Raw genomic sequence first — 23,369 nt, forward strand, 5'->3', positions numbered from 1 at the left:
GAGAGCCGAATGAGAACGGCGCGTCGGGTGCCCCCGGCGCGCCGTTTCTCATGCGCGGCGGGCGGCGTCCCCCAAAAGGAAAGCCGCCCGCCCCGGTCGGATGTCACACGCCGTGAGCCATGACGGCCAGCAGCAGCAGGGCGACGATGTTGGTGATCTTGATCATCGGGTTCACCGCCGGACCAGCGGTGTCCTTGTAAGGATCACCCACGGTATCGCCGGTCACCGCAGCCTTGTGGGCTTCGGAGCCCTTGCCGCCGTGGTTGCCGTCCTCGATGTACTTCTTGGCGTTGTCCCAGGCGCCGCCGCCGGAGGTCATCGAGATGGCCACGAACAGGCCGGTCACGATCACGCCCAGCAGCATCGCTCCCAGGGCCGAGAACGCGGCCGACGGACCGGCAATGGCCTGGATGACGAAGAACAGCACGATTGGCGACAACACCGGCAGCATTGAGGGAACAATCATTTCCCAGATCGCCGCCTTGGTCAGCATGTCCACGCAACGGCCGTACTCGGGTTTGGCCGTGCGTTCCATGATGCCCGGGATTTCCTTGAACTGGCGCCGCACCTCGTTGACCACCGCGCTGGCGGCGCGCCCCACGGCGGTCATGCCCATGGCGCCGAAGAGGAAGGGCAGCAGGCCGCCGACGAACAGGCCGACAACGACGAACGGATTGGACAGCGAGAAGTTGACCTCAATGCCCTCGAACATCGGGTAGTCGGCCGGGTTGGCCGTGAAGTAGGCGAGGTCGGAGGTGTACGCCGCAAACAGGACCAGCGCGCCCAGGCCGGCGGAGCCAATGGCATAGCCTTTGGTGACGGCCTTGGTGGTGTTGCCGACCGCATCCAGCAGATCGGTGGTCTTGCGCACGTCCTCGTCCAGCTCGGCCATCTCGGCGATGCCGCCGGCGTTGTCCGTCACCGGACCATAGGCATCCAAGGCCACGACCATGCCCGCCAGCGCGAGCATTGCTGTCACCGAAATGGCGATGCCGAACAGGCCGGCCAGCATGTACGTGGAAATGATGGCCGCGCAGATGATGATCGCCGGCAGCGCGGTGGCTTCCATGGAGATCGCCAGGCCCTGGATCACGTTGGTCGCGTGCCCCGTCAGCGAGGCCTTGGCCACCGACCGCACCGGGCGGAACTCGGTCGCGGTGTAGTACTCGGTGACCCAGATGATGAGACCGGTCACCACCAGACCGATGACGGCGCAGAAGAACAGGCTGAACGGCCCGAAGGTGCTGCCGCCCACCGTCCATTCGTTGGTGAAGCCCAACAGCAGAATGGTCATCAGGAAGATGCCGCCCAGCGAGAACAGCGCCGACATCAGGAAGCCGCGATACAGCGCTCCCATTATCTTGGTCGAGCCTTCCTTCAGCTTGACGTAGTAGGTGCCGGCGATCGACGCCAGGATGCACACGCCACCGATGGCCAGCGGATAGGCCATCATGGTGGACTGCCAGTCGGAGCCCATGAAGAAGATGGACGCCAGCACCATGGTGGCCACCACGGTCACAGCGTAGGTTTCGAACAGGTCGGCGGCCATGCCGGCGCAGTCGCCGACGTTGTCGCCCACGTTGTCCGCGATCACGGCCGGGTTGCGCGGGTCATCCTCGGGGATGCCGGCCTCGACCTTGCCCACCAGGTCCGCGCCCACATCGGCGCCCTTGGTGAAGATGCCACCGCCCAGTCGGGCGAAGATGGAGATCAGCGACGCGCCGAAGCCCAGCGCCACCAGCGGGTCAATCAGGCCGCGCCCTTCGGCGCCCATCATGAGCAGGATGACGTAGTAGCAGACGACCGCCAGCAGGGCCAAACCGGCCACCAGCATGCCCGTGACCGCGCCGCTCTTGAACGCGATGTCCAGGCCGCGCCCCAGGCCGTGGCGGGCGCCTTCGGCCGTGCGCACGTTGGCGCGCACGGACACGAGCATGCCGACGAAGCCGGCAACGCCCGAGCAGATGGCGCCGAGGGCGAAGCCGAAGGCCACCGTCAGGTCCAGAACGAACATGAGAATCACGAACACGACGATCCCGACTCCGGCGATGGTCAGGTACTGTCGTCGCAGATAGGCCTGTGCCCCCTCCTGCACGGCCCCCGCGATGCGGCGCATCTCGTCGGTGCCACTGTCGGCGGCGAGGATCTCCCGCACCGTCCTGACGCCATACACGAGCGCCGCCAGGCCGCACGCGATGACGAAAATATAAAGTACGATCAACATCTTGGATTGCGTCCTTCAGTTGAGAGTTTGACCGTCCGTCCGGGCCCCGGGATGCGCTCCCGACCGACCCGGGGCCCCCCGCGGCGAACTCCTCATCCCCAAGCCGCCGGTGATCTCCCGGCGTGTTGTGTTTTTGCTACGGCACGGGAGCCTGCCAGAAGACCCCCGTGCAGGCAACGCAAGACCCAACGCGTCCGCAAAATCACTGGGGATTTTTCCAGAGCGTTCGGACAAACGCGACCATCAGCGCGCGTAAGCGATATCGATCAGGACATCGTGGACCTTGCCCGGCCCGAGAATCTTGTGTGTCACAGCATTCAGTATGGCCTTGGCCGCCGACAGGTCGAGTCGCCCGCTTTCCTTCAGGATCCCGGGCATCTGCCGCATCAGCTCGGTCAGGTAGGCGTCGGTGAGCCTCCGTTCCTCTCGCCGGATGTCAGCGCCCGCGTCGGGATCATAGTGAAAGCGCAGGCCCAGCACCAAATGCGCCCGCGCGACCCCATCGCTGATGACTGGAATGGCCATCTGCGGAAAGGTCATGAACTTCGGCTCCGGATCGTTCACGGGCGCCGGCGGAGGCGCGTCCGCCGCCTCGGTTTCCGCCTCCGGTTGACCGCCGAGCATCGCCCCGATGCCCAGAACATCGGGAATGATGTTGAACACGGTCAGGGCGCCGAACCCGCCCAGCAGAAGCACGATCAAAACGAGCCCGATGACAACAATCTTCATGGCGAAGGTTCCGTTCTGTGACCGCGCCCGTTCGGCTTCGAGCGCCGGTTTTTACCACCCATGCCGCCAACCGAAGGACTCCAGGAGACGGGATCCGCCATCCCCAGACAGAACCGTGACTCCGTTTCCCCCTTCAAGGCAACCGATCCGTGTCAGCGGCACGGTCAGGCGTTCGGCGATGTCGTCCACCAGAGCGGCCTGATCCGGCGGCGCGGAAAAGAGCAGCTCATAATCGTCGCCCCCGGTCAGGGCGATGTCGGCCAACGCGGGGTCGGACTCGATGCAATATCGGGTCGCGTCGGACAGCGGCAGTCGTGCCGTCTCGATCCGCGCGCCGCACGCGCTCGCCCGGCACAGGTGACGCAGGTCACCGGCCAGTCCATCGGAGACATCCAGGGCCGCCGTCGCAACGCCACGCAAGGCAAGCCCCAAGTCCACACGGGGACGCGGCACCCGGTAGCGATCACACAGAAAGTCCGAAGCGGCTTTGTCAGAGAGCGTCAGTGTGCCGGTCAGCACCCGCAACCCCAGCGCGCTGTCGCCCAGGGTGCCCGAAACCCAGAGATCATCGCCGACCCGGCCGCCCGCGCGGGACAGGTACGCCCCGGGCGGCACCTGCCCGAGAATGGTGATTGTGAAGCTCGCCGGCCCAGGGGTGGACACGGTATCGCCGCCCATCAACCCCACGCCGTACGCGCCGAGATCGTGGTCCAGACCGACGATAAACCGGTCCATCCAGGCATCGTCCTCCGCCGCCGACAACGCCACGGAAAGAAACACGCCCACGGGTTCGGCGCCCATGGCGGCCATGTCGGACAGGTTGACCCGCAACGCCTTCCGCGCCACCAGATCCGGCGGATCGTCGGGCAGGAAATGGACGCCGCCCACGATCGTATCGACACTGACCACCGTATGTTGACCCTCGGCCGGCGGCGGCAGCACGGCCGCGTCGTCCGCCAGATTCAGGGCCGCCGGGTGTCGGCCCGCCAACGGAGCGAACAGGTCCGCGATCAGGTCGAACTCGTCACGCCGGGGCATGCGCACCCACCTTAAGAGGACGAAAAAGCGTCAGGGTGCGTTTCCCGCGCGATGCGGTCCAAAACCGCGTTGACCAGCCGCACCTCCGGGCCGTCATAGAACGCCCCGGCAAGATCGACGTATTCGGTGATGGTCACGCGCGGCGGAATATCGTCCAGATGCACCAGTTCGAATACCGCCACCCGCAGAATGCAGCGGACCAACGTTTCCAGGCGCCCGGCGCTCCAATCCCCGCTCAGGCAGGCGTCGATGCTTTGGTCAAGATCCGCGAGATGGGCGTCTGCGCCGCGTCCGAGACGGGTCAGCAACCCGCTGTCGACCGGCGCCAGAGGCACCGCCTCCTCGCGCGGCTCGAACAGCCCCTCCGGATCCGGAATGTCGGCCAGGGCTTCGCCGCCAAGCCGGCCCTCCAGCACATCGCGCAACACGTCTCCGATGGGAAGGCCGCCGAGCGTGGCGGCATACAGGGCCTGAACGGCGGCCAGACGGGCGGTGCCGCGCCGCCGGGAAGACTGTGTCATCGGTTCTGTCGGTCCTCGCCGAAGTCCGGACGATGCCGGCTCACAACCCCATCTCGCGCTTGACCTCGATCATGCGCAGGCAGGCCCGCGCGGCCTTGCCGCCCAGGTTCTTACCGTCGGGCCGGGAGCGCTCCAACGCCAACTCACGCGTGGGACAGGTCAGCAGGCCGTTTCCAAGCGCAAGAGAGTAATCGAGCACCAGGCGGTTGACCCCGCCCATCGCCTCCCGGCAGACATGCTCGTAGTGGTCTGTCTCCCCCTTGATGGCGCAGCCCAGAACCACGTAGCCCGCATAGCGATGATCGGTGGCGCGGAACTCCATCGTCCGGATAGCGTAGCGGATGACCGCCGGAATCTCCAGGATGCCCGGAACCAGGATCCGCTTGAACCCGGCCCCGCGAGCCGTCAATTCCTCCACGCACCCGCGCACGAGGTTGTCCGAGATATCCTCGTAGAAACGGGCCTCTATAACCAGAATTCGCGGGCCTTCAGCCATGCTCACGATCCTCCCCGGACGGGAATCGGCCTTTGCTCAACCACGCGCAGCCCATAACCGTCAAGCGCAATGATATTGCGGTGAGTGTTGGACAGCAGAATCATGTCCCGCACCCCCAGATCCAGAAGGATCTGCGCCCCGACACCATAATCCACCAGACGCGCGGCGTCTTCCTCGCCGACGTGGCGCGCCCGCACCCGGCTGCTGAGCGCGGTCTGATGCGGTTCACGGATCAGCACGATCACGCCACGCCCGTGGTCACCGATGGCTTTCATTGCGTCGTGGAGCGTTTCGCCCTTGCCACTGGTCGCGTCGTGAAGGACGTCATCAAGGACGTTCAGCGCGTGAACGCGCACCAGGGTCGGCTCTCCGGCGTCAAGGTCTCCCTTCACCAGGGCTAGGTGTTCGGCATAGGCCACCGTGTTGACGTAGACCACCAGCCGCCAGTCGCCGCCGTACTCCGAGTGGAACTCCGCCTCGATCTCGCGGCGGATGATCCGTTCCGTCCGACGCCGATAGGCGATCAGGTCGGCGATGGTGCCTACCTTCAACCCGTGCCGTTGCGCGAAGGCGACCAGATCCGGCAGCCGGGCCATGGACCCGTCATCGTTCATGATCTCGCAGATCACCCCGGCGGGGATCAGGCCGGCGAGGCGGGCGACATCGACGGCTGCCTCGGTATGGCCGGCCCGGACCAGCACGCCGCCCTCGCGGGCCATCAGCGGGAACACATGCCCCGGCATGGCGATGTCGTCCTTGTCCTTCGACGGATCGATGGCGACGGCGATAGTGTGCGCCCGATCAGACGCCGAAATCCCCGTGGTTACGCCCTCCTTGGCCTCGATGGAGTAGGTGAAGGCCGTGCCGTGTCGGCTGCTGTTCTGTTGCGGCATGAGGGGCAGGCCGAGCGTCCGGCAGCGCTCGCCGGTCAGCGCGAGGCAGATCAGGCCGCGCCCGTGCTTGGCCATGAAGTTGATGGCGTCCGGGGTCGCCATCTGGGCCGGGATGACGAGATCCCCTTCGTTCTCGCGGTCCTCATCATCGACCAGGATGAACATGCGGCCGTTGCGGGCGTCTTCCAGGATCTCCTCGGGCGCGGCCAGGAAGTCCCCGAAGTGGGCATGCGTGGTCGCCACGCCGTCGTTCGTGTCCACGGTCGTCACTCCCGTGTCTCCAGCAGGCGAGCCACGTAGCGGGCCAACATGTCGATTTCCAGGTTGACCGCATCGCCGACGGTCAACCCGCCGAACGTGGTGACCGAAAGCGTGTGCGGGATGATATTCACACCGAAACGCCGGTCCTCAACCTCGTTGACCGTCAGGGACACGCCGTCCAGGGCCACCGAGCCCTTGCCCGCGATATAGCCCTTCAGGTCCTCCGGCACCTCGAACACGAACCGGGTCGAGTCGCCGTCCGGCCGCCGGTCGGTCACGGTCGCGGTGCCGTCCACATGCCCGGACACGATATGACCGCCCAGTTCGGCGCCCAGGGCGAGCGCGCGTTCAAGATTGATCCGCGAGCCCTCGACCCAGCGGCCCAGGGTGGTCTTGGACAGGCTTTCGGCGGAGACCTGCACCGCGAACCAATCCGGCCCGGTCTCGATCACCGTCAGGCAGCAGCCGTTGCAGGCGATGGACGCGCCCTGAGGGATGGTCGCGGTGGCGTAGGCGGTTTCGATCTCGAACCGCGTCTCGCCCGATCGGTCGATGCGTCGAACCCGTCCCAGGTCGGTGATAATGCCGGTGAACATCCGCAAGGCTGCCTTCTTCCACAAATGAAACGGGGTCCGCCGACTCGCCTCAACGCGGCATCCGTCGAGCCAGCGTCATCAGGTCGGATCCGAGCACCCGTCGATCCAGGGGCGCAAAGTCGGGGCAATCGGCCAGCCGGTCAAGCCCGAAGCCGGCCACCGCCGGTCGTCCCCGATCCCCGATCAGCAGGGGCGCCGAGAACCACGCCAGACGATCCACCGCATCCGCCGCCAACAGGGCCCCGATCAGGCGGCCGCCGCCCTCCACCAACAGGCGGGTGAGTCCCTGCCCTCCCAAGGCCCTGAGCGCGGCGCGAACATCCACCCGGCCATCCGCCGTCCCCGCCACGGGCAGGACCCGGACGCCGCCAGACTCCAGCCGATCCCGGCGAGCCTGATCGGCCGCGTCCGTACACAACACCCACAGCGGAACCCGATCAGCGGAGCGCGCCAGTCGACCGTCCGGCGGCAACCGGGCCTGACTGTCGAACACCACCCGCACCGGCGAGCGCCCCTCTAGCCCCGGGATGCGGCAGTCGAGCAAGGGATCGTCCGCCAGCGCGGTCCCGATCCCAATGGCGATGGCGTCGTGCTCCGCGCGCAGCCGGTGCCCGAGCATGCGGGCCCGAACGCCCGTGATCCAACGGCTGTCCCCGCTGGCGGTCGCGATTCGGCCATCCAGGGACGCCGCCGCCTTGACGGTCACGAGGGGTTGGCCAGACCGAACCCGGGAGAAGAAGCCGGCGTTGAGTTCGGTCGCCTCCTCCGCCCCCAACCCCACCTGAACCGCGACACCGGCCTTGCGCAATCGCGCCACACCCCGGCCCGAGACCCTGGGATCGGGGTCCTCCAGCGCCGCGACGACGCGCGCCACGCCAGCGGCAGCCAGTGCGTCGGCACAAGGTGGGGTTTGTCCGTGATGGGAGCAGGGTTCCAGGGTGACATAAGCGGTCGCGCCGTACGCCGCTGACCCGGCCCGCCGAAGGGCCTCGACCTCGGCGTGCGGTCGGCCCCCGGGCTGCGTCCAGCCGCGCCCGACCACCACACCGTCGCGGGTGATCACGCATCCGACGGCGGGATTGGGCCACGTTCGCCCCAACCCGCGCGCCGCCAGGACCAGCGCCGCCGTCATGTGGTCGTGGCCGTCCTGCGTCAACCGGACGGCGTCCCCCTGCCCCGTCGGCTCAGGACTCATCGCCACCGAGTGTGCCAACGAAGCTCTCGAAGTCCTTGGCCTCGCGGAAGTTCCGGTACACCGACGCGAACCGCACATACGCCACGGGATCAAGCGTGGACAGCGCGTCCATGACCATTTCGCCGACCGTGTTGGACGGGATTTCCGTCTCGCCGGAGCTTTCCAGGCGGCGCTGGATGGCATTGATGACCCGTTCGATACGGTCGTTCTCGATGGGGCGCTTGCGGCACGCAATCTGGATCGAGCGGGCCAGCTTGTCGCGGTCGAACGGTGTGCGCTGGCCATTCTTCTTGACCACCACAAGGTCACGCAGTTGCACCCGCTCAAAGGTGGTGAACCGCGACTGGCAGGACGGGCAGAAGCGCCGCCGACGAATGGCGGCGCCATCCTCCGTCGGACGCGAGTCCTTCACCTGCGTATCCATGTGACCGCAAAATGGACAGCGCATGCGCCGCTCCCTCCTTCGCCTGCCCTACCCCCCCCAATGCCCGATCAGTAGATGGGGAACCGGGTGCACAGCGCGCGCACGCGTTCGCCCACATTGGCCTCAATCGCACTGTTGTCCTCGGGATGGGCCGCCAGCCCGTCGAGCACCTCGGCGATCAGATCGCCGACCAGCTTGAATTCATCGGGGCCAAACCCGCGTGTGGTTGCGGCGGGGGAACCCAGCCGCACCCCGGACGTCACCGCCGGCTTCTCCGGATCGAACGGAATCCCGTTCTTGTTGCAGGTGATTCCGGCCCGTTCGAGACCCGCCTCGGCAACCGCGCCGGTCAGTCCCTTCGGGCGGAGGTCCACCAACACCAAGTGGGTGTCGGTTCCGCCGGAAACCAGATCGAGGCCATGTCCCATCAGGGTTTCCCCGAGAACGCGCGCATTCTCCTTCACCCGCCGGCCGTATTCAGCGAACGACGGCCGCAGCGCCTCGCCCAGGGCCACGGCCTTGGCGGCGATGATGTGCATCAGGGGACCACCCTGCAGCCCCGGGAATACGGCAGAGTTGATCTTCTTGCCCAATGCCTCGTCATTGGACAGGATCAGGCCACCGCGCGGCCCCCGCAGCGTCTTGTGCGTGGTGGTGGTCACGATGTCCGCGTGCGGCACCGGGCTGGGGTGAACCCCCGATGCCACCAGCCCGGCGAAGTGCGCCATGTCCACCATCAGCAGCGCGCCGACGGACTCGGCGATCTGGCGGAACTTCACGAAGTCGATCTCGCGCGGATACGCGGAGCCCCCGGCGATGATCAGGCGCGGTTTGTGCTCCCGGGCCAGTCCCTCGACCTCGTCGAAGTCGATGCGGCCGTCCTGACGGCGAACACCGTACTGCACGGCATTGAACCACTTGCCGGACATGGCCGGCGCGGCCCCGTGCGTCAGATGCCCGCCAGCGGCGAGCGACATGCCGAGAATGGTATCGCCCGGCTTGCACAGGGCGAGCATCACCGCGCCGTTCGCCTGGGCGCCGGAATGCGGTTGGACGTTGGCAAAGGAGCAGCCGAACAGCGCCTTGGCCCGTTCGATGGCCAGGGCCTCCGCCTCGTCAACAAACTCGCAGCCGCCATAATAGCGACGGCCGGGATAACCCTCGGCGTACTTGTTGGTCAGGACCGACCCCGCCGCCTCGAGCACGGCCCGCGAAACAATGTTCTCGGACGCGATCAGCTCGATCTGCTCGCGTTGTCGTCCCAACTCCCGGTCCACGGACGCGGCCACGTCGGGATCCGACTCACTCAGGCCGGCGGAAAAAAAAGCCTCGATTTCAGACATCGGCTTATCCATTGGCGGAAAAGTACCCTTCGTTACAGTGACGGCATGGCGCCCAGTTTTTCAACGCGGCGGGCATGGCGCCCACCCTCGAAAGCGATGTCCAGGAACGCGTTGACGCAGTCCTTGGCCACCTCGGGTCCGGTCGTGCGCCCCCCCAGCACAAGGACGTTCGCGTCGTTGTGCTCACGACACAGGCGCGCGCCGGTCACGTCGTGGACCAGGGCCGCGCGGATGAACGGATAGCGGTTGATGGCGATGGATGCCCCAATGCCGGTGCCGCACAACAGAATGCCGCGCTCGGCGCGACCGTCCTGGATCGCTCGGGCCAGTTCGGCAGCAAAATCGGGGTAGTCCACCGAGTCCGTACCGTGTGTTCCGAGATCCAGGGCCATCAGACCCCGGCTTTCCACATGGTCACGCATCAGGCACCGCAAATCGATGGCTCCGTGATCCGAAGCCAGGGCAATGGCCTTCGACACGCCGTCCCTCCTCATCAACGTTCCGGATCATCCCCAAGGCCAAGCGTCGTGAGCACCGTTTTCGGAACGGTCCTTCAGGCGCCACAATCAGCAATTTTCCGCGGGGACCATGTTTCAGTCAGTTCCGGCTTCCTACCACATTTCCGCATGGTTTGCCAACGCCACACAATTCATGCGCCCAATGGAACCGCGTCTCTCCGGAAGGACCGCCATGCCATCTCACCGCCGCCGAACGCGAGTGGATCCGCCCAATTTCCAAGGCGGAACGATAAAACGCCAAGGACGACAGGGGATTGCATGGGTCCTTCGAAAACCGGGGAACAACAGTCCCGACTGCCCCTTTCATATTGAAATGCCCCGACCCATCAGCTTATTAGTGGGTCAAGGGGTCTTAGGCCTCGGCTCAACGCTCCGGATTTCGTATCCGGGCCATGTGCATTCATTATTGTGCGCCGCTGGTTAGTATAGTATTGAATATTATAGCGTCGCGAAAACGCTGTCGGGTCGACCTAAAACCGGTTGTGAATCCAAAGGTTCGACCGCTTTATAGGGTTGCATTGGCATGGGGTGGGGGCTCTATGCGACGGCGCCCCGGCAATCAACAAAGAGGGAAGATCGAAAAGGATGACCGACGAGACCAACACGCCCCTGCCGCGCGAGGACATGTTGCGACTGGCAGTGAATATCGTAACAGCCTATGTGGGCAACAACCCCTTGCCCGCCGGCCAGATCCCGGAACTGATCCAGACGGTCTACACGTCGCTCAACGGTCTGGGGCAGGCGACGGCAGAGGTCAAGAACGAAAACCAGAAGCCGGCGGTTCCGATCAAGAAGTCCGTCTTTGCGGACTATATCGTCTGTCTTGAGGATGGCAAGAAACTCAAGATGCTGAAGCGCCACCTTCGCACGAACTACAACATGACCCCGGACGAGTACCGGGCCAAGTGGGGTCTCTCTGCGGACTATCCCATGGTCGCCCCGAACTATGCTGCCCAGAGGTCAGAGTTCGCGAAGAAGATCGGCCTGGGCCGCAAACCTGGAACGAGCTAGGATTCGGGGCTTTCGTTGCTTCGCCTGGTTCCCCGGCAACCCGCCGGAGCGAAGGTGAGAACTACCGATGACCGATGTGGGTCTGGGATCGGCCCACACGGTTTATCGGACGCTTCCCTCCCCGGGGGAGGCCGTTACCGTTGCCGGAGATGTTTCGCGCGGCATGCCGCCACCATCTCCCGCGGCGTGACGAAGTCCGGTCAGCGCAGCTTGCCGTCGCGCCTGAGCACGTATTCCAGCTTGCGCGCCGCCGCCGCCTTCAGCGAGGCCTCGGACAGGCGTGCGTCTCCCACCATCTGAACCTCGGTGTTCGTTCGGGCATCGATGGCCGAGACGCGCACGTAAGCGCCGTCATAGATCATCTCGAACAGGATTTCGCGCACGGACGGCTCCATCGTTCCCCATGGGGTTCCATGCGACAGCCGAACTGGAGCGTTCGGTCTGTTTACCGTGTCTGTCCGTCGATCATCCGGATAATGCCGGAGAAGTCCATATCGCCGTTGCCCTGATTGCAAAACAGGGAATAGAGCCCGGCGGCGATCGCGCCCATCGGCGTGGCCGCATCGAAGGCCGCCGCCGCCTGCTGCGACAGTTTCAAGTCCTTGAGCATGAGGGCGGAGGCAAAACCGCCCTGATAGCCCCGGCTGGACGGCGCATTGGGCACCAAGCCGGGCTCGGGGCAATAGCTGGTCACGGCCCAGCACTGGCCGGAAGATTGCGAGGCGACCTCGAACAGACGCGCCGGGTCCAGCCCCAGTCGCCGACCGAGCGCGAACGCCTCCGAAACGCCCAACATCTGAATGCCGGCCATCATGTTGTTGCAGATCTTGGCTGCCTGACCGCTCCCCGACGGGCCGGTGTGCACGATGGTCCGCCCCATGGCCTCAAGCAGGGGGCGGGCGCGCTCGAACGCCTCGGCTTCGCCGCCAACCATGAAGGCCAGTGTGGCCGCCTCGGCGCCCGGAACGCCGCCGGAAACGGGCGCGTCAAGCATGACATGACCGGCCTTGGCCGCCGCCTCGCCGACGGCGCGGGCCGTGTCCACATCAATCGTTGAACTGTCGATGAACAGCGTCCCCGGCGCGGCCGCCATGAACACTCCGTCCGGCCCGGTCAGGACGGATCGGACGTGCCGCCCCATGGGGAGCATGGTCATGACGACATCGGCGCCCTCGGCGGTGGCGACGGCCGAACCAACCGCGACCGCGCCCACGGCTTCGGCCCGGCGCATGGCCTCGGCGTCGAGATCAAAAGCGCGCACAGCATGGCCGGCCTTGATCAGGTTGGCGGCCATCGGCCCACCCATGTTGCCGAGACCGATGAAGCCGATCATGGTCATGACGTCTCCCTTTCCCTAACCGTCGCTCAGGACTGCCCGTCGATCATGCGGATGATGCCGGAGAAGTCCATGCCGCCGTGACCCTGATTGCAGAACAAAGAATACAGCCCGGCCGCCGCCGCGCCCATCGGCGTGGCCGCGTCATTGGTGGCGGCGGCGTCCTGGGCCAGCTTGAGATCCTTGAGCATCATGGTGGCGGTGAAGCCCGGCGCATGGTCCCGGTTGGCCGGACTGGTCGGCACCGGGCCCGGCACCGGACAATACGTCGTCAGGGACCAGCACTGACCGGACGCCTTGGAACTGACGTCGAACAGCTTTTGGGCATCCAGGCCCAAGCGCTTGGCCAGCATGAAGGCCTCGCAGACCGACAGCATCTGAATGCCGAGCATCATGTTGTTGCAGATCTTGGCGGCCTGCCCGGTGCCGGATCCCCCGGCATGAACGACGGCCTTGCCCATGATCTCCAGGATGGGGTGCGCGGCCTCGACCGCCGCGTCCGGCCCGCCGACCATGAAGGTCAGGGTTCCCGCCTCGGCGCCGCCGACCCCGCCGGACACCGGTGCATCGACCATCAACAGGCCGGCGTCGCTGGCCGCCGTCGCGACGGCCCGGGCGCTGTCCACATCGATGGTCGAACAATCGATGAGCAGGGCCCCGGAGCGCGCCGCGCCGATCACGCCGCCCTCTCCCATGTACACCGCGCGGACGTGCTGACCCGCCGGCAGCATGGTGATGACCACATCGGCACCGTCGGCGGCGGCGGCGGCTGTGTCCGCCCGGGACGCCCCGGCTGTCTCGGCGCGGGCCAGGGCATCGGCCGACAGATCGAAAGCGCGCACCGTGTGGCCGGCCTTGACGAGGTTGGCCAGCATGGGCCCCCCCATGTTGCCGAGCCCGATGAATCCAATGGTCGCCATGAGTGGGTCCTCCTCCCGTTTCCGGCTTGCCGGGGGTGTCAAAGTGCGGCGTTCTCCGCCGTCAGTCGAAACTCAGGTCCGCGCCATCCTCAAGCGGTGCGAAGAATGCGCGCACCCGCGCGTCGTCCACCGCCTCCAGCGTATCGGGGGTCCAGACCGGGGCGTTGTCCTTGTCCAGGATCACGGCACGCACGCCCTCGACGAAATCCGGTGCCCGGGTGATGCGCGTGGCGACGCGATATTCCAGTTGCATGGCGCGATCGAAGTCCAGGTGCGGGCCGACATGCAATTGCTGCAGTGCCACCTTCAACGCGGTCGGGCTTTTCGTCCGCAACTGGGCCGCCGTCTCGGCGCCCCACCCTGGACCCATGCGATCAAGCGCGGCGAGAATGTCCTCCACCGACTGCTGCCCGAACGCGGCATCAATGGCCGCGTGCTGCGCTTCCAGGGGGATAACGTCGTCGTCCTCGTGGAACACATCGAGCGTATCGGTGATGGCCTGGAGTACATTTTCCGGTGTGTTCGCCTCCCGCACCGCCTCGCGCATGCGTGCCTCAAGGTCCTCCAGACGATCCGCCGGAACGAAATGGGTCCCGATGCCGGCGTACAGGCAGTCGGCGGCTCGCAGGCGCTGGCCCGTCAGCCCAAGATAGGCCCCGATGGCCCCGGGGCATCGGGGCAGGAACCACGTCCCACCGACGTCCGGGAACATGCCGATGCCGGTTTCCGGCATGGCGAAGACCGTGTTCTCGGTGACAATCCGGTGACTGCCATGCACCGAGATGCCCACGCCGCCGCCCATGGTGATACCGTTCAGGAAAGCCAGGTAGGGCTTCGAATAGGTTTTGATCAACCGGTCGAGCCGGTATTCCTCTCGAAAGAAGCGATGAATGGTCTCGTCGTCGCCGGCCTTGGCGGCGTTGGACAGCACGCGGATGTCACCGCCGGCACAGAACGCCTTGTCACCGGCGCCCTCTATGATCACCGCCTTGACCGCCGGATCGTCGGCCCAAGCCCGCAGTGTGCGGTCCATCTCGGCGATCTTGGCCAGCGTGAGCGCATTGAGGGCCTTGGGCCGGTTCAGAAGGATGCGCCCGATGCCGTCGGCAACATCGAACAGGATCTCGGGATCGCTCATTCACTGGGTCTCCGGCGTCAGGGGGTCAGTCCGCTCAGTCTGCTCACTCCGCCAGCAGGCGACGGCCGATGATGACGCGCATGATCTCGTTGGTGCCCTCAAGGATGCGGTGGACCCGCAGGTCCCTGAGAATGCGCTCGATCGGGTACTCGCGGATGTAGCCGTACCCGCCGTGCAGTTGCAAGGCCTCGTCGCAGGCCGCGAAGCCGGCATCGGTGGCGAACCGCTTGGCCATGGCGCACAGCATGGTGGCTTGTGGATCCTTGCCGTCCAGCGCCGCCGCCGCCCGATACAGCAGAAGGCGCGCGGCCTCCAGCGTCGTGGCCATGTCCGCCAGTTTGAACTGACTGGCCTGGAAGTCGGCGATGGCGCGGCCGAACTGCTTGCGCTCGCGGGTGTAGGCGATGGCGGCCTCCATGGCCGCGCGGGCCCCACCCAGCGAGCACGCGCCGATGTTCACCCGCCCGCCGTCCAGCCCCATCATGGCGATGCGGAAGCCCTCGCCTTCTTCGCCCAAGCGGTTTTCAGCCGGAACGCGACAGTCCTGCAGGATGACCGGGGCGGTCGGCTGGCTGTTCCAGCCCAGCTTGCGTTCCTGCTTGCCGAAGGACAGGCCGGGCGTGCCGGTCTCGACGACGAAGGTCGAAATGCCCTTGGGTCCGGCGTCTCCCGTCCGGGCCATGACCAGATAGACGTCGGAGCGCCCGCCGCCGGAGATGAAGGCCTTTTCGCCGTTCAGCACATAGTGGTCGCCGTCGGGTTCGGCCCGGGTCTTGAGCGAGGCCGCGTCCGAGCCCGCGCCCGGTTCCGTCAGGCAGTAGCTGCCGAAATGCTCCATGGAGCAGAGCGAAGGCAGAAACCGGTGCCGCTGCTCGTCCGTGCCGAAGCGGTCGATCATCCAGCACGTCATGTTGTGGATGGTCAGGTAGGCGGTCGTGGACGGGCAGGCGGCGGCCAGTTCCTCGAAGATCACGGCGGCGTCCAGGCGCCCCAGGCCGGACCCGCCGACGTCGTCACGGACATAGATGGCCGCGAAGCCCAGCTCGGCCGCCTTGCGCAGGGTTTCCTCCGGAAACACCTTGGCTTCGTCCCAGTGTCCCGCGTGCGGGGCCATTTCTTCGGCCGCGAACGCGCGGGCCACATCCTGGAACTGCACCTGATCCTCGGTGAGACCAAACTCCATGCCGATCCCCTCTCCTCCCTGACCGGTTCCGATGGCCGCCGTTGACCGGTCGACCCGCATTTGGGGCGCCGATCATAGTGTCCCGGTTCGGCCTGGGAAAGAGCATGGTGCGAGGCTCTCCGCCCGTCCGTAAGTTGACGTAGGGGCCGCCACGCCCGCCGCTCCGTTGGACCAGATCGGAGGCGGCGGCCCGAACGACCTCCTCGCGTCCGACCGGGGCGACTCCGTGTCGGCGCGCCTGATCACCCCGGCAAGGCCATGACGGTCGCCAGGATAGCGGTGACGCCCAGGGCAATCCCGAGAACGATCAGAATGGCACGCCCGGTGATGGGCGTCGGGGCATCCGGCCGATGCATCGGCGGCGCCGGCATGGCGGCGGCCCCGCCTTCGCCGATACGCTCCGACAGCTTGCGGAAGAAGTCATCGGCCGTCTTCTCCACAGCGCCCCCCAACAGGCGACTGCCCACGCTGGCCAGTTTGCCGCCCACGGTCGCGTCCGACTGATAGCGCAGCAGGGTGAGTTTCGTCCCCGTCTCGCTGAGGGTCACCCGCGCGCTGCCCTTGAAAAATCCAGCCGCGCCGCCCTGCCCCTGTGCGGTCAGGAGGTAGCTCTCCGGCGGATCGACCTCCGACAGCGCCAGCGTGCCCGTGAACCGGGCGGACACCGGGCCGATGGTGGTCTTGAACCGCGCAGCCATCTCGGTGTCCGTGGTCCACTCCAGGCTTTCGCACCCGTCGAGGCACGGCTTGAGAACGTCTGGATCGTGCAGCGCCCGCCAGACGGAGAGCCGGTCCGTGGGAATGGTGTATTCGCCGTTGAATTCCATCAGCCCGAGTCCTTCGCGATCATGCGGAAAATGCCCTGGGTGCCGTCTTCGCGCCCGCCCTCGGCGGCAAAGCGCTCGAACAGGGTCTTGGCCAATGTCAGAACCTCAAGGTCAAGGCCCATCCGCTCGGCCTCGCCAGCGGCGATGCCCATGTCCTTGATGAAGAGGTGGACATAGAAGCCCGGCGCGAAGTCCCGCTGCACAATGCGCCGGCCCAGCACGTTGAGCTGGAATCCGCCGGCGGCCCCGCCGCCGATCACGTCGAGCACCTGCCCGGCGTCCAGCCCTGCCCGATCGGCGTAGGCCAGAGCCTCCGCCACGGCGGTGATGGTCCCGGCGATCACCGTCTGGTTGACCATCTTGGTGTGCTGGCCGGCCCCGGCCGGCCCCAGCAGGGCGACGGACGTACCCATCAGATCGAACAGCGGTTTCACCCGGTCGAAGGCGGCCCGGTCACCGCCCACCATGATCGCCAGCTTGGCCTCGCGCGCCCCCACATCGCTGCCGGAGACCGGCGCGTCCAGCGCCGCCGCACCCCGTTCGGCCGCCGCCGCCGCGATCCGCTCCGCCAGCGTGGGCGCCGAGGTGGTCATGTCGATGGCCACCGCGCCCGGCTTTAGGTTGGCGAGAATCCCGCTCCCGGCCCGGCCGTCGGCCCCGAAGTACACCGCCTCGACGTCGGCGGGGTAGCCCACCATGGTGATGACGACGTCGCAGGCGGCGGCCAGCGCGGCCGGATCGTCGTGCCACGTCGCGCCCGCCTGTTCCAGGGGCGCGGCCTTATCGCGCGAGCGGGTATACACATGCAGCGGATAACCGGCGGCCTGGATGTGGCCGGCCATGCTGCGTCCCATGATGCCGAGGCCGATGAACCCGACGTGTGTGGTCTCCGGGGATACCGTCACGATCCGCTTCCTTTCTTGGTTTCCAATGCGCGCCCGTCTCCGGAGCCCATCATAGGCAGGCGGCGATTACCTTGAAACCCGCGCCGCCAGAGTCCAGAACCCCGCGCTGATCAGGGCCAGAAGACCGGCCACCACGGCGAATGCCCCGGGTTTGCCGACCGCCGCGACCAGGGGCTGGCTCAGGGCCGGCGAGGCGAACTGGCCGAAAAAGATGCTCATGGTGGTCCCCCCCACGAGCCGGCCGCGCAGATGCGGCGGCGCAAGGCTCATCAGCCACGAGGTGATGTTAGGAAACGCGCTGCCCACCCCGAGTCCGGAGACCAACATGGCCAGCATGAAGGTTACCTGCCCCTGGGCCTGACTGACTCCTAGAAACCCCAGGGCAACCAAGCTGAAGGATACCCCGAACGCCGCCGGCTCCGACAAACGGCGCCGCACCCGACCGTACTGCAAAGAGCCGATGCCGCCGGCGACGTTCATCGCGGCAATGGCCACGCCGGCCGCGAACGGTGCCACAATGCCCAGGTCCCGCAGCAGGAAGGGCGCTTGGGTGGGCACCATGTAGAACGTGATGTTGAGAAGGAAGGCCGCGAGATAAACCACTGCGATCAAAGGCCAATTCGTTTCTGCTGGATGATCGGAAGAAGGCGGCCCGCCGGTCCCGGCACCGTCTGGTGCGCCGGAATGCCGCACTGGTTCCCTCAATGCCAGAACCAGGAACGGCAGCAGTCCCAGGGCCACGAGGTAGACGCCGAATGGGCCGCGCCAGTGCAGTTCGGCCAGGGCTCCGCCGAGCAGAACGAACACCACACCGCCCCAGGACATGAAGGCTGACATCCAGCCCATCATGCGCCCGCGCGCCTCGCCCTCCCAGTAGTCTCCGATCAGGGTAACCGTGGTGGTCATGACGCAGGCCACGGCAACGCCCAGCACGGCGCGCCCGACCAGCACGGCGGTCAGACTTTCCACGTACAGCCCGGTTGTTCCGCCCAGGACATACAGAATCGCCCCGACGATGATCACGGGCTTGCGCCCCAGGCGATCCACGATGAACCCGGCCAGCGGCGAGCAGACGGCGATGAACAGGGCCGGCAGCGTCAGCACCAGACGGGCCAGGAAGTCCACGCCCGGGGTCCCGCTGAAATGATCATACAGGGCCGGCAGCGACGGCGAGATGGTCGCCCCCGCCATCACCGTCATGCAGGACGCGAGAAGAAGCGTAACGCGGACGATCGTTCCCGGGCTGGCCGCCTCACCCTCAACGTGATCGGTTGCGGTCAAGATCCGTCCGCCTCGGCCAGCCGTCGCACATGGTCGCGCAGACGAACCTTCTGGATCTTGCCGGTGGAGGTTTTCGGCAACTCGTCGAAATAGATCGCGCGCGGGCATTTGTATCCGGCCAGACTTTCACGGCAGAAGGCGAGCAGGTCGTCCTCGGTTACCGTGGCGCCGTCGCGCCGTTCCACAACGGCAACGGGGGTCTCGCCCCATTTCGGATCCGGCCGCGCCACGACCCCACAGGCCACCACATCGGGATGGCGGTACAGGACGCTCTCCACCTCGATGGACGAAATGTTCTCGCCACCCGAGATGATGATGTCCTTGGAGCGGTCCTTGAGCTGGATGTAGCCGTCCGGATGCACCACCCCCAGGTCGCCGGAGTGGAACCAGCCGCCCGCGAAGGCGGCCTTCGTGGCGTCCGGGTTCTTGAGATAGCCGCGCATGGTGATGTTGCCGCGAAAGAAGACCTCGCCGATGGTCTCGCCGTCCCACGGCACCGGCTCCAGGGTGTCGGGATTGGCGATCATCAGGTCGTCTTCCACCAGATACCGCACGCCCTGGCGGGACTTCAGGCGCGCCTGTTCCTCGATCTTCAGATCATCCCACTCGGCATGCCACGCGCACACCGTGGCCGGCCCGTAGACCTCCGTCAGACCGTAGGTGTGAGTGACATGGAAGCCGTCGGCCTGCATGCGGGCCAGCACGATGGCCGGCGGCGGCGCGGCGGCGGTCATCACCTTGACGGTATGATCGAACGGGCGCTTCTCCGCCTCGGTGGCGTTGATGACGAAGCCCAGTACGATGGGCGCGCCGCAGAAATGCGTGACCCCATGGTCGGCGATGGCATCGAAGATGGCCTTGGCGTTGACCTTGCGGCAGCAGACGTTGGTGCCTGCCAGCGCCGCCATGGTCCACGGAATGCACCAGCCGTTGCAGTGGAACATGGGCAGGGTCCACAGGTAGACCGACTCGTGCGGCAGGGTCCAGGTGACGATGTTGCCGACGGCGTTCAGATAGGCGCCCCGATGGTGATAGACGACGCCCTTGGGATTGCCCGTGGTGCCCGACGTGTAGTTCAGCGTGATCGCGTCCCACTCATCGGCCGGATACGTCCAGGCGAAGTCCGGATCGCCCTCCTCCAGCAACGCCTCGTAGGTTGTCTCGCCCAGCAGTTCCCCGACACCACCGGCTTCGGAGTCGTCGATGTCGATGACCGGGATGGGTGCGTCCAACGTCCCAAGTGCCTTCTTCACACTGGGCGAGAACTCCCTGTCCGTAATCAGAATTTCGGCCTCGCCATGGGACAGAATGAAGGCGATTTCCTCCGCGCTGAGGCGGACGTTGATGGCGTTCAGCACGGCCCCGATCATCGGCACGCCGAAATGGGCCTCGTAGAGTTCGGGTGTGTTGGAGCCAACCACGGCCACCGTCGCGCCCTTGCCGATGCCCCGCTTCGAGAGCGCCGAGGCCAGTCGCCGCGCCCGCTCCCGCGTTTGGCTCCAGGTGTAGCGGCGGGCGCCGTGGATCACGGCGACCTTGTCCGGATAGGCCAGCGCCGCGCGGTCCAGGAACTGGAGCGGCGTCAACGGCACGAAATTGGCCGGAGTCCGGTCGAGATGCTGATCGTACTTGTTGGGCGTTCGGGGCATGGCGGTCGTTCTCCCGGAAACGAACGGTACGGCTCCCTGGATAGTCCAAACGCGCACCCCGAAAAAGGGGCGTCCGGTCGCGTCCGTTTCGGATCCCCCTTTCTGTGGCGGTCCCGGAGGGCTATGTCTGGGGCGACCCGCGCGGCCCGGCGCGCACGCCTGATCCCCAATGCGATGGAGCTCCCATGGCCCGCCTGACCGTCAATGGCACGGAGCATGATCTTGATCTGGCCCCGGACGTTCCCCTGTTGTGGGCGTTGCGCGACACGCTGGGCCTGACCGGCACGAAATACGGCTGCGGCCTGTCGCAATGCGGCGCCTGCACGGTGCATGTCGATGGGCAAGCGGTGCGCGCCTGCCAGACGTATGTCGGCGATGTGACCGACACCGAGATCACCACCATCGAGGGACTGTCCGGCCCCGTCGCGGACGCCGTGCTGAAGGCCTGGGAGGATCTGAGCGTCAGTCAGTGCGGCTACTGCCAGCCGGGACAGATCATGGAGGCGGTCGCCCTTCTTGCTGGCACCCCAGAGCCTGACGACGAGGCCATCAACGCGGCGATGAACGGCAACCTGTGCCGGTGCGGCACCTACGGGCGGATTCGCGCGGCCATCCATGCGGCGGCCGAAGCCCTGAAGCAGACCGAAAGGGGGTGACGCCATGACCCGTGTTTTCGAGCGCCCCACCTCCTCCCCACTTCATCCCTCGCGGCGCACCGTGCTGAAGGTCATGGCTGGTGCGGGAGCCGGCCTGACCCTTGGGATCACCCTTCCCCAGGCAAGGGCACAGGACGCCTCACCCTCCGCTGACGACTCGGACACCTTCGCCCCCAACGCCTTTGTCCGTGTTTTGCCGGACAACACCGTCACCGTGCTCATCAAGCACCTGGAAATGGGCCAGGGCGTTTTCACCGGCCTGACCACCCTTGTCGCCGAGGAAATGGACACCGCCTGGGAGCAGATGCGGCCGGAGCATTCGCCGGCCGATGCCAAGCTGTATAACAATCTGCACTGGGGACCGGTCCAGGGCACCGGGGGAAGCTCCTCGCTGGCCAACGCGTTCGAGCAGATGCGCCGTGCCGGCGCGGTCGCGCGCATTCTGCTGGTTCAGGCCGCCGCCGACGCCTGGGGTGTCCCGGCCGGCGAGATTGAAACCCGGGACGGCCTGCTGCGCCACGCAGCTTCCGGGCGGGAGGCGACCTTCGGCGCCATGGCCGAGCGGGCCGCGGTCCTCAAAGCGCCGGATCCCGCGTCGGTGACCCTTAAGAGTTCCGAGGATTTCCGACTGATCGGTCGCGACCACCTGTCCCGCCCGGACAGCGCCAAGAAGGTTCGCGGCCAGACCACATACGCCGCCGACGTTCGGTTGCCCGGCATGCTCTCCGCCCTGGTGCGCCGTCCATCCCGATTCGGCGCGGTGCCGGGCAGAATCGATGGCGAGGCCGCCTTGGCCATGTCCGGTGTGCGTGCGGTGCTGCCCCTGCCTCACGGCGTGGCGGTTGTCGCCGAAAGCCACTGGCAGGCCGTGAAGGCCCGCGAAGCCATCAAGATCGAGTGGGACGAGTCGGGCGCCGTTAAGACCGGCTCCAAGGCCCTGCTGGAACAGTATCGAGACCTGGGCGGCACCTCGGGAACAACGTTCCGGAGCGACGGTGACGCGCTCGCGGCATTGGCCGAGCCGGAGTCACAAGTCATCGAGGCGGTCTACGATGTGCCGTTCGCCGCCCACGCGCCGATGGAACCGCTCAGCGCCGGCGCCATGATGACCGATACCGGGATCGAGGTCTGGGCGGGGGCGCAGTCCCCCACCTTCGATGTTCTCAACATCGCCGCCGCCGCCCGCCTGAAGCCGGATCAGGTCCGGTTGCGCATCATCCAGGCCGGCGGCAGCTTCGGCCGCCGCGCCAGCCCGAACAGTGACTCCCTCGTCGAAGTCGCCGCGATTGCCCGCGGCCTCGCCGATCAGGGCATTGAGGCGCCCGTCACGCTGACCTGGACGCGGGAAGATGACATCCGGGGTGGATACTATCGGCCGATGGCCGTGCATGCCGTGGCCGGTGCCCTGACCCAGGACGGCCAGCCGAGTGCGTGGCGGCACCGCGTGGTCACGCAATCCCTCCTCAAGAACACGCCGTTCGCAGCCACACTGATCGAGGACGGCATCGACCGGACGTCGGTCGAGGGCGTGATCGACCTGCCCTATGCCATCGCCAACGTGAAGGGCGAACTGCATTCCCCGGAACCCGGCATTCCCGGATTGTGGTGGCGCTCCGTCGGGCACTCCCACACGGCCTTCGCGGTCGAGAGCTTCATCGACGAGATGGCCCACGCCGCCGGCGCAGACCCTCTGGTGATGCGCCGTGACCTGCTGCAGGATCATCCGCGTCTGCTCAATGTTCTGAACGTGGCGGCGAAGGAGGCGGGGTGGGGCCTGCCCCAGCAAGAGGGCCAGGGGCAAGGACTGGCGGTGCATACCTCGTTCAACACCCATGTTGCCCATGTGGCCGAGGTCACCGTCAAGGATGGTGCTATCCGTGTGGACCGCCTGATCTGCGCGGTGGATTGCGGCCTGCCCGTCAACCCCGATGTCATCCGCGCCCAGATTGCCGGCGGCTCCATCTTCGGCCTGTCGGCGGCGCTGCGCGGGCGGGTGACCCTGGATGACACCGGGCTTGTCAGCCAGTCGAACTTCCACGATTACGAGATCATTCGCATGGGCGGCGCGCCGGAGATCGAGGTGCATATCGTGCCCTCGACCGAGCCGCCCACCGGCGTCGGCGAGCCCGGCGTGCCGACCGTGGCTCCGGCCGTGGCCAATGCCGTCTTCGCCGCCACCGGCAAGCGGCTGCGGTCCCTGCCATTGCGGCTGGGGTAGATGCGGT

General features: G+C 66.5%; 23 protein-coding genes. 3 read left to right on the forward strand and 20 right to left on the reverse strand.

Annotation, left to right across the window (positions count from 1 at the left end; all coding sequences use genetic code 11):
* Window positions 1-103 precede the first annotated feature (103 nt).
* The 11 genes from BLS85_RS02125 to rpiB form a co-directional block, all read right to left on the reverse strand.
* A complete protein-coding gene (locus BLS85_RS02125; RefSeq protein WP_176793268.1) occupies window positions 104-2,224 on the reverse strand; it encodes a sodium-translocating pyrophosphatase in 2,121 nt (706 codons plus the stop codon).
* 243 nt (window positions 2,225-2,467) lie between these two features.
* Complete coding sequence (locus tag BLS85_RS02130) at window positions 2,468-2,953, reverse strand: hypothetical protein (RefSeq protein WP_092781351.1); 486 nt, start codon at window positions 2,951-2,953, stop codon at window positions 2,468-2,470.
* A gap of 51 nt (window positions 2,954-3,004) precedes the next feature.
* The gene (thiL, locus tag BLS85_RS02135) at window positions 3,005-3,991 is read right to left on the reverse strand and encodes a thiamine-phosphate kinase (protein WP_092781354.1); all 987 of its coding nucleotides are present in this window, start codon (window positions 3,989-3,991) and stop codon (window positions 3,005-3,007) included.
* A gap of 11 nt (window positions 3,992-4,002) precedes the next feature.
* Complete coding sequence (gene nusB, locus BLS85_RS02140) at window positions 4,003-4,512, reverse strand: transcription antitermination factor NusB (RefSeq protein WP_092781357.1); 510 nt, start codon at window positions 4,510-4,512, stop codon at window positions 4,003-4,005.
* 40 nt (window positions 4,513-4,552) lie between these two features.
* Window positions 4,553-5,008, reverse strand: a complete 456-nt coding sequence (locus tag BLS85_RS02145) for a 6,7-dimethyl-8-ribityllumazine synthase (protein ID WP_176793270.1) — start codon at window positions 5,006-5,008, stop codon at window positions 4,553-4,555.
* Window positions 5,009-5,010: 2 nt separating this feature from the next.
* A complete protein-coding gene (gene ribB, locus BLS85_RS02150; protein ID WP_245699041.1) occupies window positions 5,011-6,162 on the reverse strand; it encodes a 3,4-dihydroxy-2-butanone-4-phosphate synthase in 1,152 nt (383 codons plus the stop codon).
* A gap of 5 nt (window positions 6,163-6,167) precedes the next feature.
* Entirely contained in the window at window positions 6,168-6,758 is a 591-nt protein-coding gene (locus BLS85_RS02155) for a riboflavin synthase (protein WP_092781363.1), read from the reverse strand.
* 49 nt (window positions 6,759-6,807) lie between these two features.
* Window positions 6,808-7,914, reverse strand: a complete 1,107-nt coding sequence (ribD, locus tag BLS85_RS02160; RefSeq protein WP_425438456.1) for a bifunctional diaminohydroxyphosphoribosylaminopyrimidine deaminase/5-amino-6-(5-phosphoribosylamino)uracil reductase RibD — start codon at window positions 7,912-7,914, stop codon at window positions 6,808-6,810.
* A gap of 28 nt (window positions 7,915-7,942) precedes the next feature.
* On the reverse strand, window positions 7,943-8,401 hold the full coding sequence (gene nrdR, locus BLS85_RS02165) for a transcriptional regulator NrdR (RefSeq protein WP_092781365.1): 459 nt from the start codon (window positions 8,399-8,401) through the stop codon (window positions 7,943-7,945).
* A 44-nt stretch (window positions 8,402-8,445) separates the two neighbouring features.
* On the reverse strand, window positions 8,446-9,720 hold the full coding sequence (gene glyA / locus BLS85_RS02170) for a serine hydroxymethyltransferase (protein WP_092781368.1): 1,275 nt from the start codon (window positions 9,718-9,720) through the stop codon (window positions 8,446-8,448).
* Between the two features lie 32 nt (window positions 9,721-9,752).
* A complete protein-coding gene (gene rpiB, locus BLS85_RS02175; RefSeq protein WP_281242468.1) occupies window positions 9,753-10,199 on the reverse strand; it encodes a ribose 5-phosphate isomerase B in 447 nt (148 codons plus the stop codon).
* Window positions 10,200-10,823: 624 nt separating this feature from the next.
* Between rpiB and BLS85_RS02180 the strand changes: the two genes are divergently transcribed.
* Window positions 10,824-11,249, forward strand: coding sequence for a Ros/MucR family transcriptional regulator (locus BLS85_RS02180; RefSeq protein ID WP_092781374.1), 426 nt, complete (start codon window positions 10,824-10,826; stop codon window positions 11,247-11,249).
* Between the two features lie 200 nt (window positions 11,250-11,449).
* Here BLS85_RS02180 and BLS85_RS02185 read toward each other — a convergent pair whose 3' ends face one another.
* From BLS85_RS02185 to BLS85_RS02225, 9 genes are all read right to left on the reverse strand, one after another.
* Window positions 11,450-11,632: a DUF6898 family protein gene (locus BLS85_RS02185; protein WP_245699042.1), complete on the reverse strand. Its 183-nt coding sequence runs from the start codon at window positions 11,630-11,632 to the stop codon at window positions 11,450-11,452.
* Between the two features lie 62 nt (window positions 11,633-11,694).
* A complete protein-coding gene (gene mmsB / locus BLS85_RS02190; RefSeq protein WP_092781380.1) occupies window positions 11,695-12,588 on the reverse strand; it encodes a 3-hydroxyisobutyrate dehydrogenase in 894 nt (297 codons plus the stop codon).
* A gap of 26 nt (window positions 12,589-12,614) precedes the next feature.
* Entirely contained in the window at window positions 12,615-13,505 is an 891-nt protein-coding gene (gene mmsB, locus BLS85_RS02195; protein WP_092781383.1) for a 3-hydroxyisobutyrate dehydrogenase, read from the reverse strand.
* A gap of 61 nt (window positions 13,506-13,566) precedes the next feature.
* A complete protein-coding gene (locus tag BLS85_RS02200) occupies window positions 13,567-14,643 on the reverse strand; it encodes an enoyl-CoA hydratase/isomerase family protein (protein WP_092781386.1) in 1,077 nt (358 codons plus the stop codon).
* A 43-nt stretch (window positions 14,644-14,686) separates the two neighbouring features.
* The gene (locus BLS85_RS02205) at window positions 14,687-15,826 is read right to left on the reverse strand and encodes an acyl-CoA dehydrogenase family protein (protein WP_092782137.1); all 1,140 of its coding nucleotides are present in this window, start codon (window positions 15,824-15,826) and stop codon (window positions 14,687-14,689) included.
* Between the two features lie 242 nt (window positions 15,827-16,068).
* Entirely contained in the window at window positions 16,069-16,653 is a 585-nt protein-coding gene (locus BLS85_RS02210; protein ID WP_092781389.1) for an SRPBCC family protein, read from the reverse strand.
* Window positions 16,653-17,585 (reverse strand): NAD(P)-dependent oxidoreductase, encoded by a 933-nt coding sequence (locus BLS85_RS02215; RefSeq protein WP_281242474.1) that lies wholly within the window; start codon window positions 17,583-17,585, stop codon window positions 16,653-16,655. Before BLS85_RS02215 ends, BLS85_RS02210 begins: the two co-directional genes overlap by 1 nt.
* A 39-nt stretch (window positions 17,586-17,624) precedes the next feature.
* The gene (locus BLS85_RS02220) at window positions 17,625-18,839 is read right to left on the reverse strand and encodes an MFS transporter (RefSeq protein WP_176793272.1); all 1,215 of its coding nucleotides are present in this window, start codon (window positions 18,837-18,839) and stop codon (window positions 17,625-17,627) included.
* Window positions 18,836-20,488 (reverse strand): acyl-CoA synthetase, encoded by a 1,653-nt coding sequence (locus tag BLS85_RS02225; protein ID WP_092781398.1) that lies wholly within the window; start codon window positions 20,486-20,488, stop codon window positions 18,836-18,838. The genes BLS85_RS02220 and BLS85_RS02225 overlap by 4 nt, the downstream gene beginning before the upstream one ends.
* 185 nt (window positions 20,489-20,673) lie before the next feature.
* Here BLS85_RS02225 and BLS85_RS02230 point away from each other — a divergent pair, with 185 nt between their 5' ends.
* On the forward strand, window positions 20,674-21,144 hold the full coding sequence (locus BLS85_RS02230; RefSeq protein ID WP_092781401.1) for a (2Fe-2S)-binding protein: 471 nt from the start codon (window positions 20,674-20,676) through the stop codon (window positions 21,142-21,144).
* A 4-nt stretch (window positions 21,145-21,148) separates the two neighbouring features.
* Entirely contained in the window at window positions 21,149-23,362 is a 2,214-nt protein-coding gene (locus BLS85_RS02235; RefSeq protein ID WP_092781404.1) for a xanthine dehydrogenase family protein molybdopterin-binding subunit, read from the forward strand.
* The last annotated feature ends 7 nt before the right edge of the window (window positions 23,363-23,369 follow it).

This window comes from Rhodospira trueperi, from assembly GCF_900101965.1.
GTDB classification, from domain to species: domain Bacteria; phylum Pseudomonadota; class Alphaproteobacteria; order Rhodospirillales; family Rhodospirillaceae; genus Rhodospira; species Rhodospira trueperi.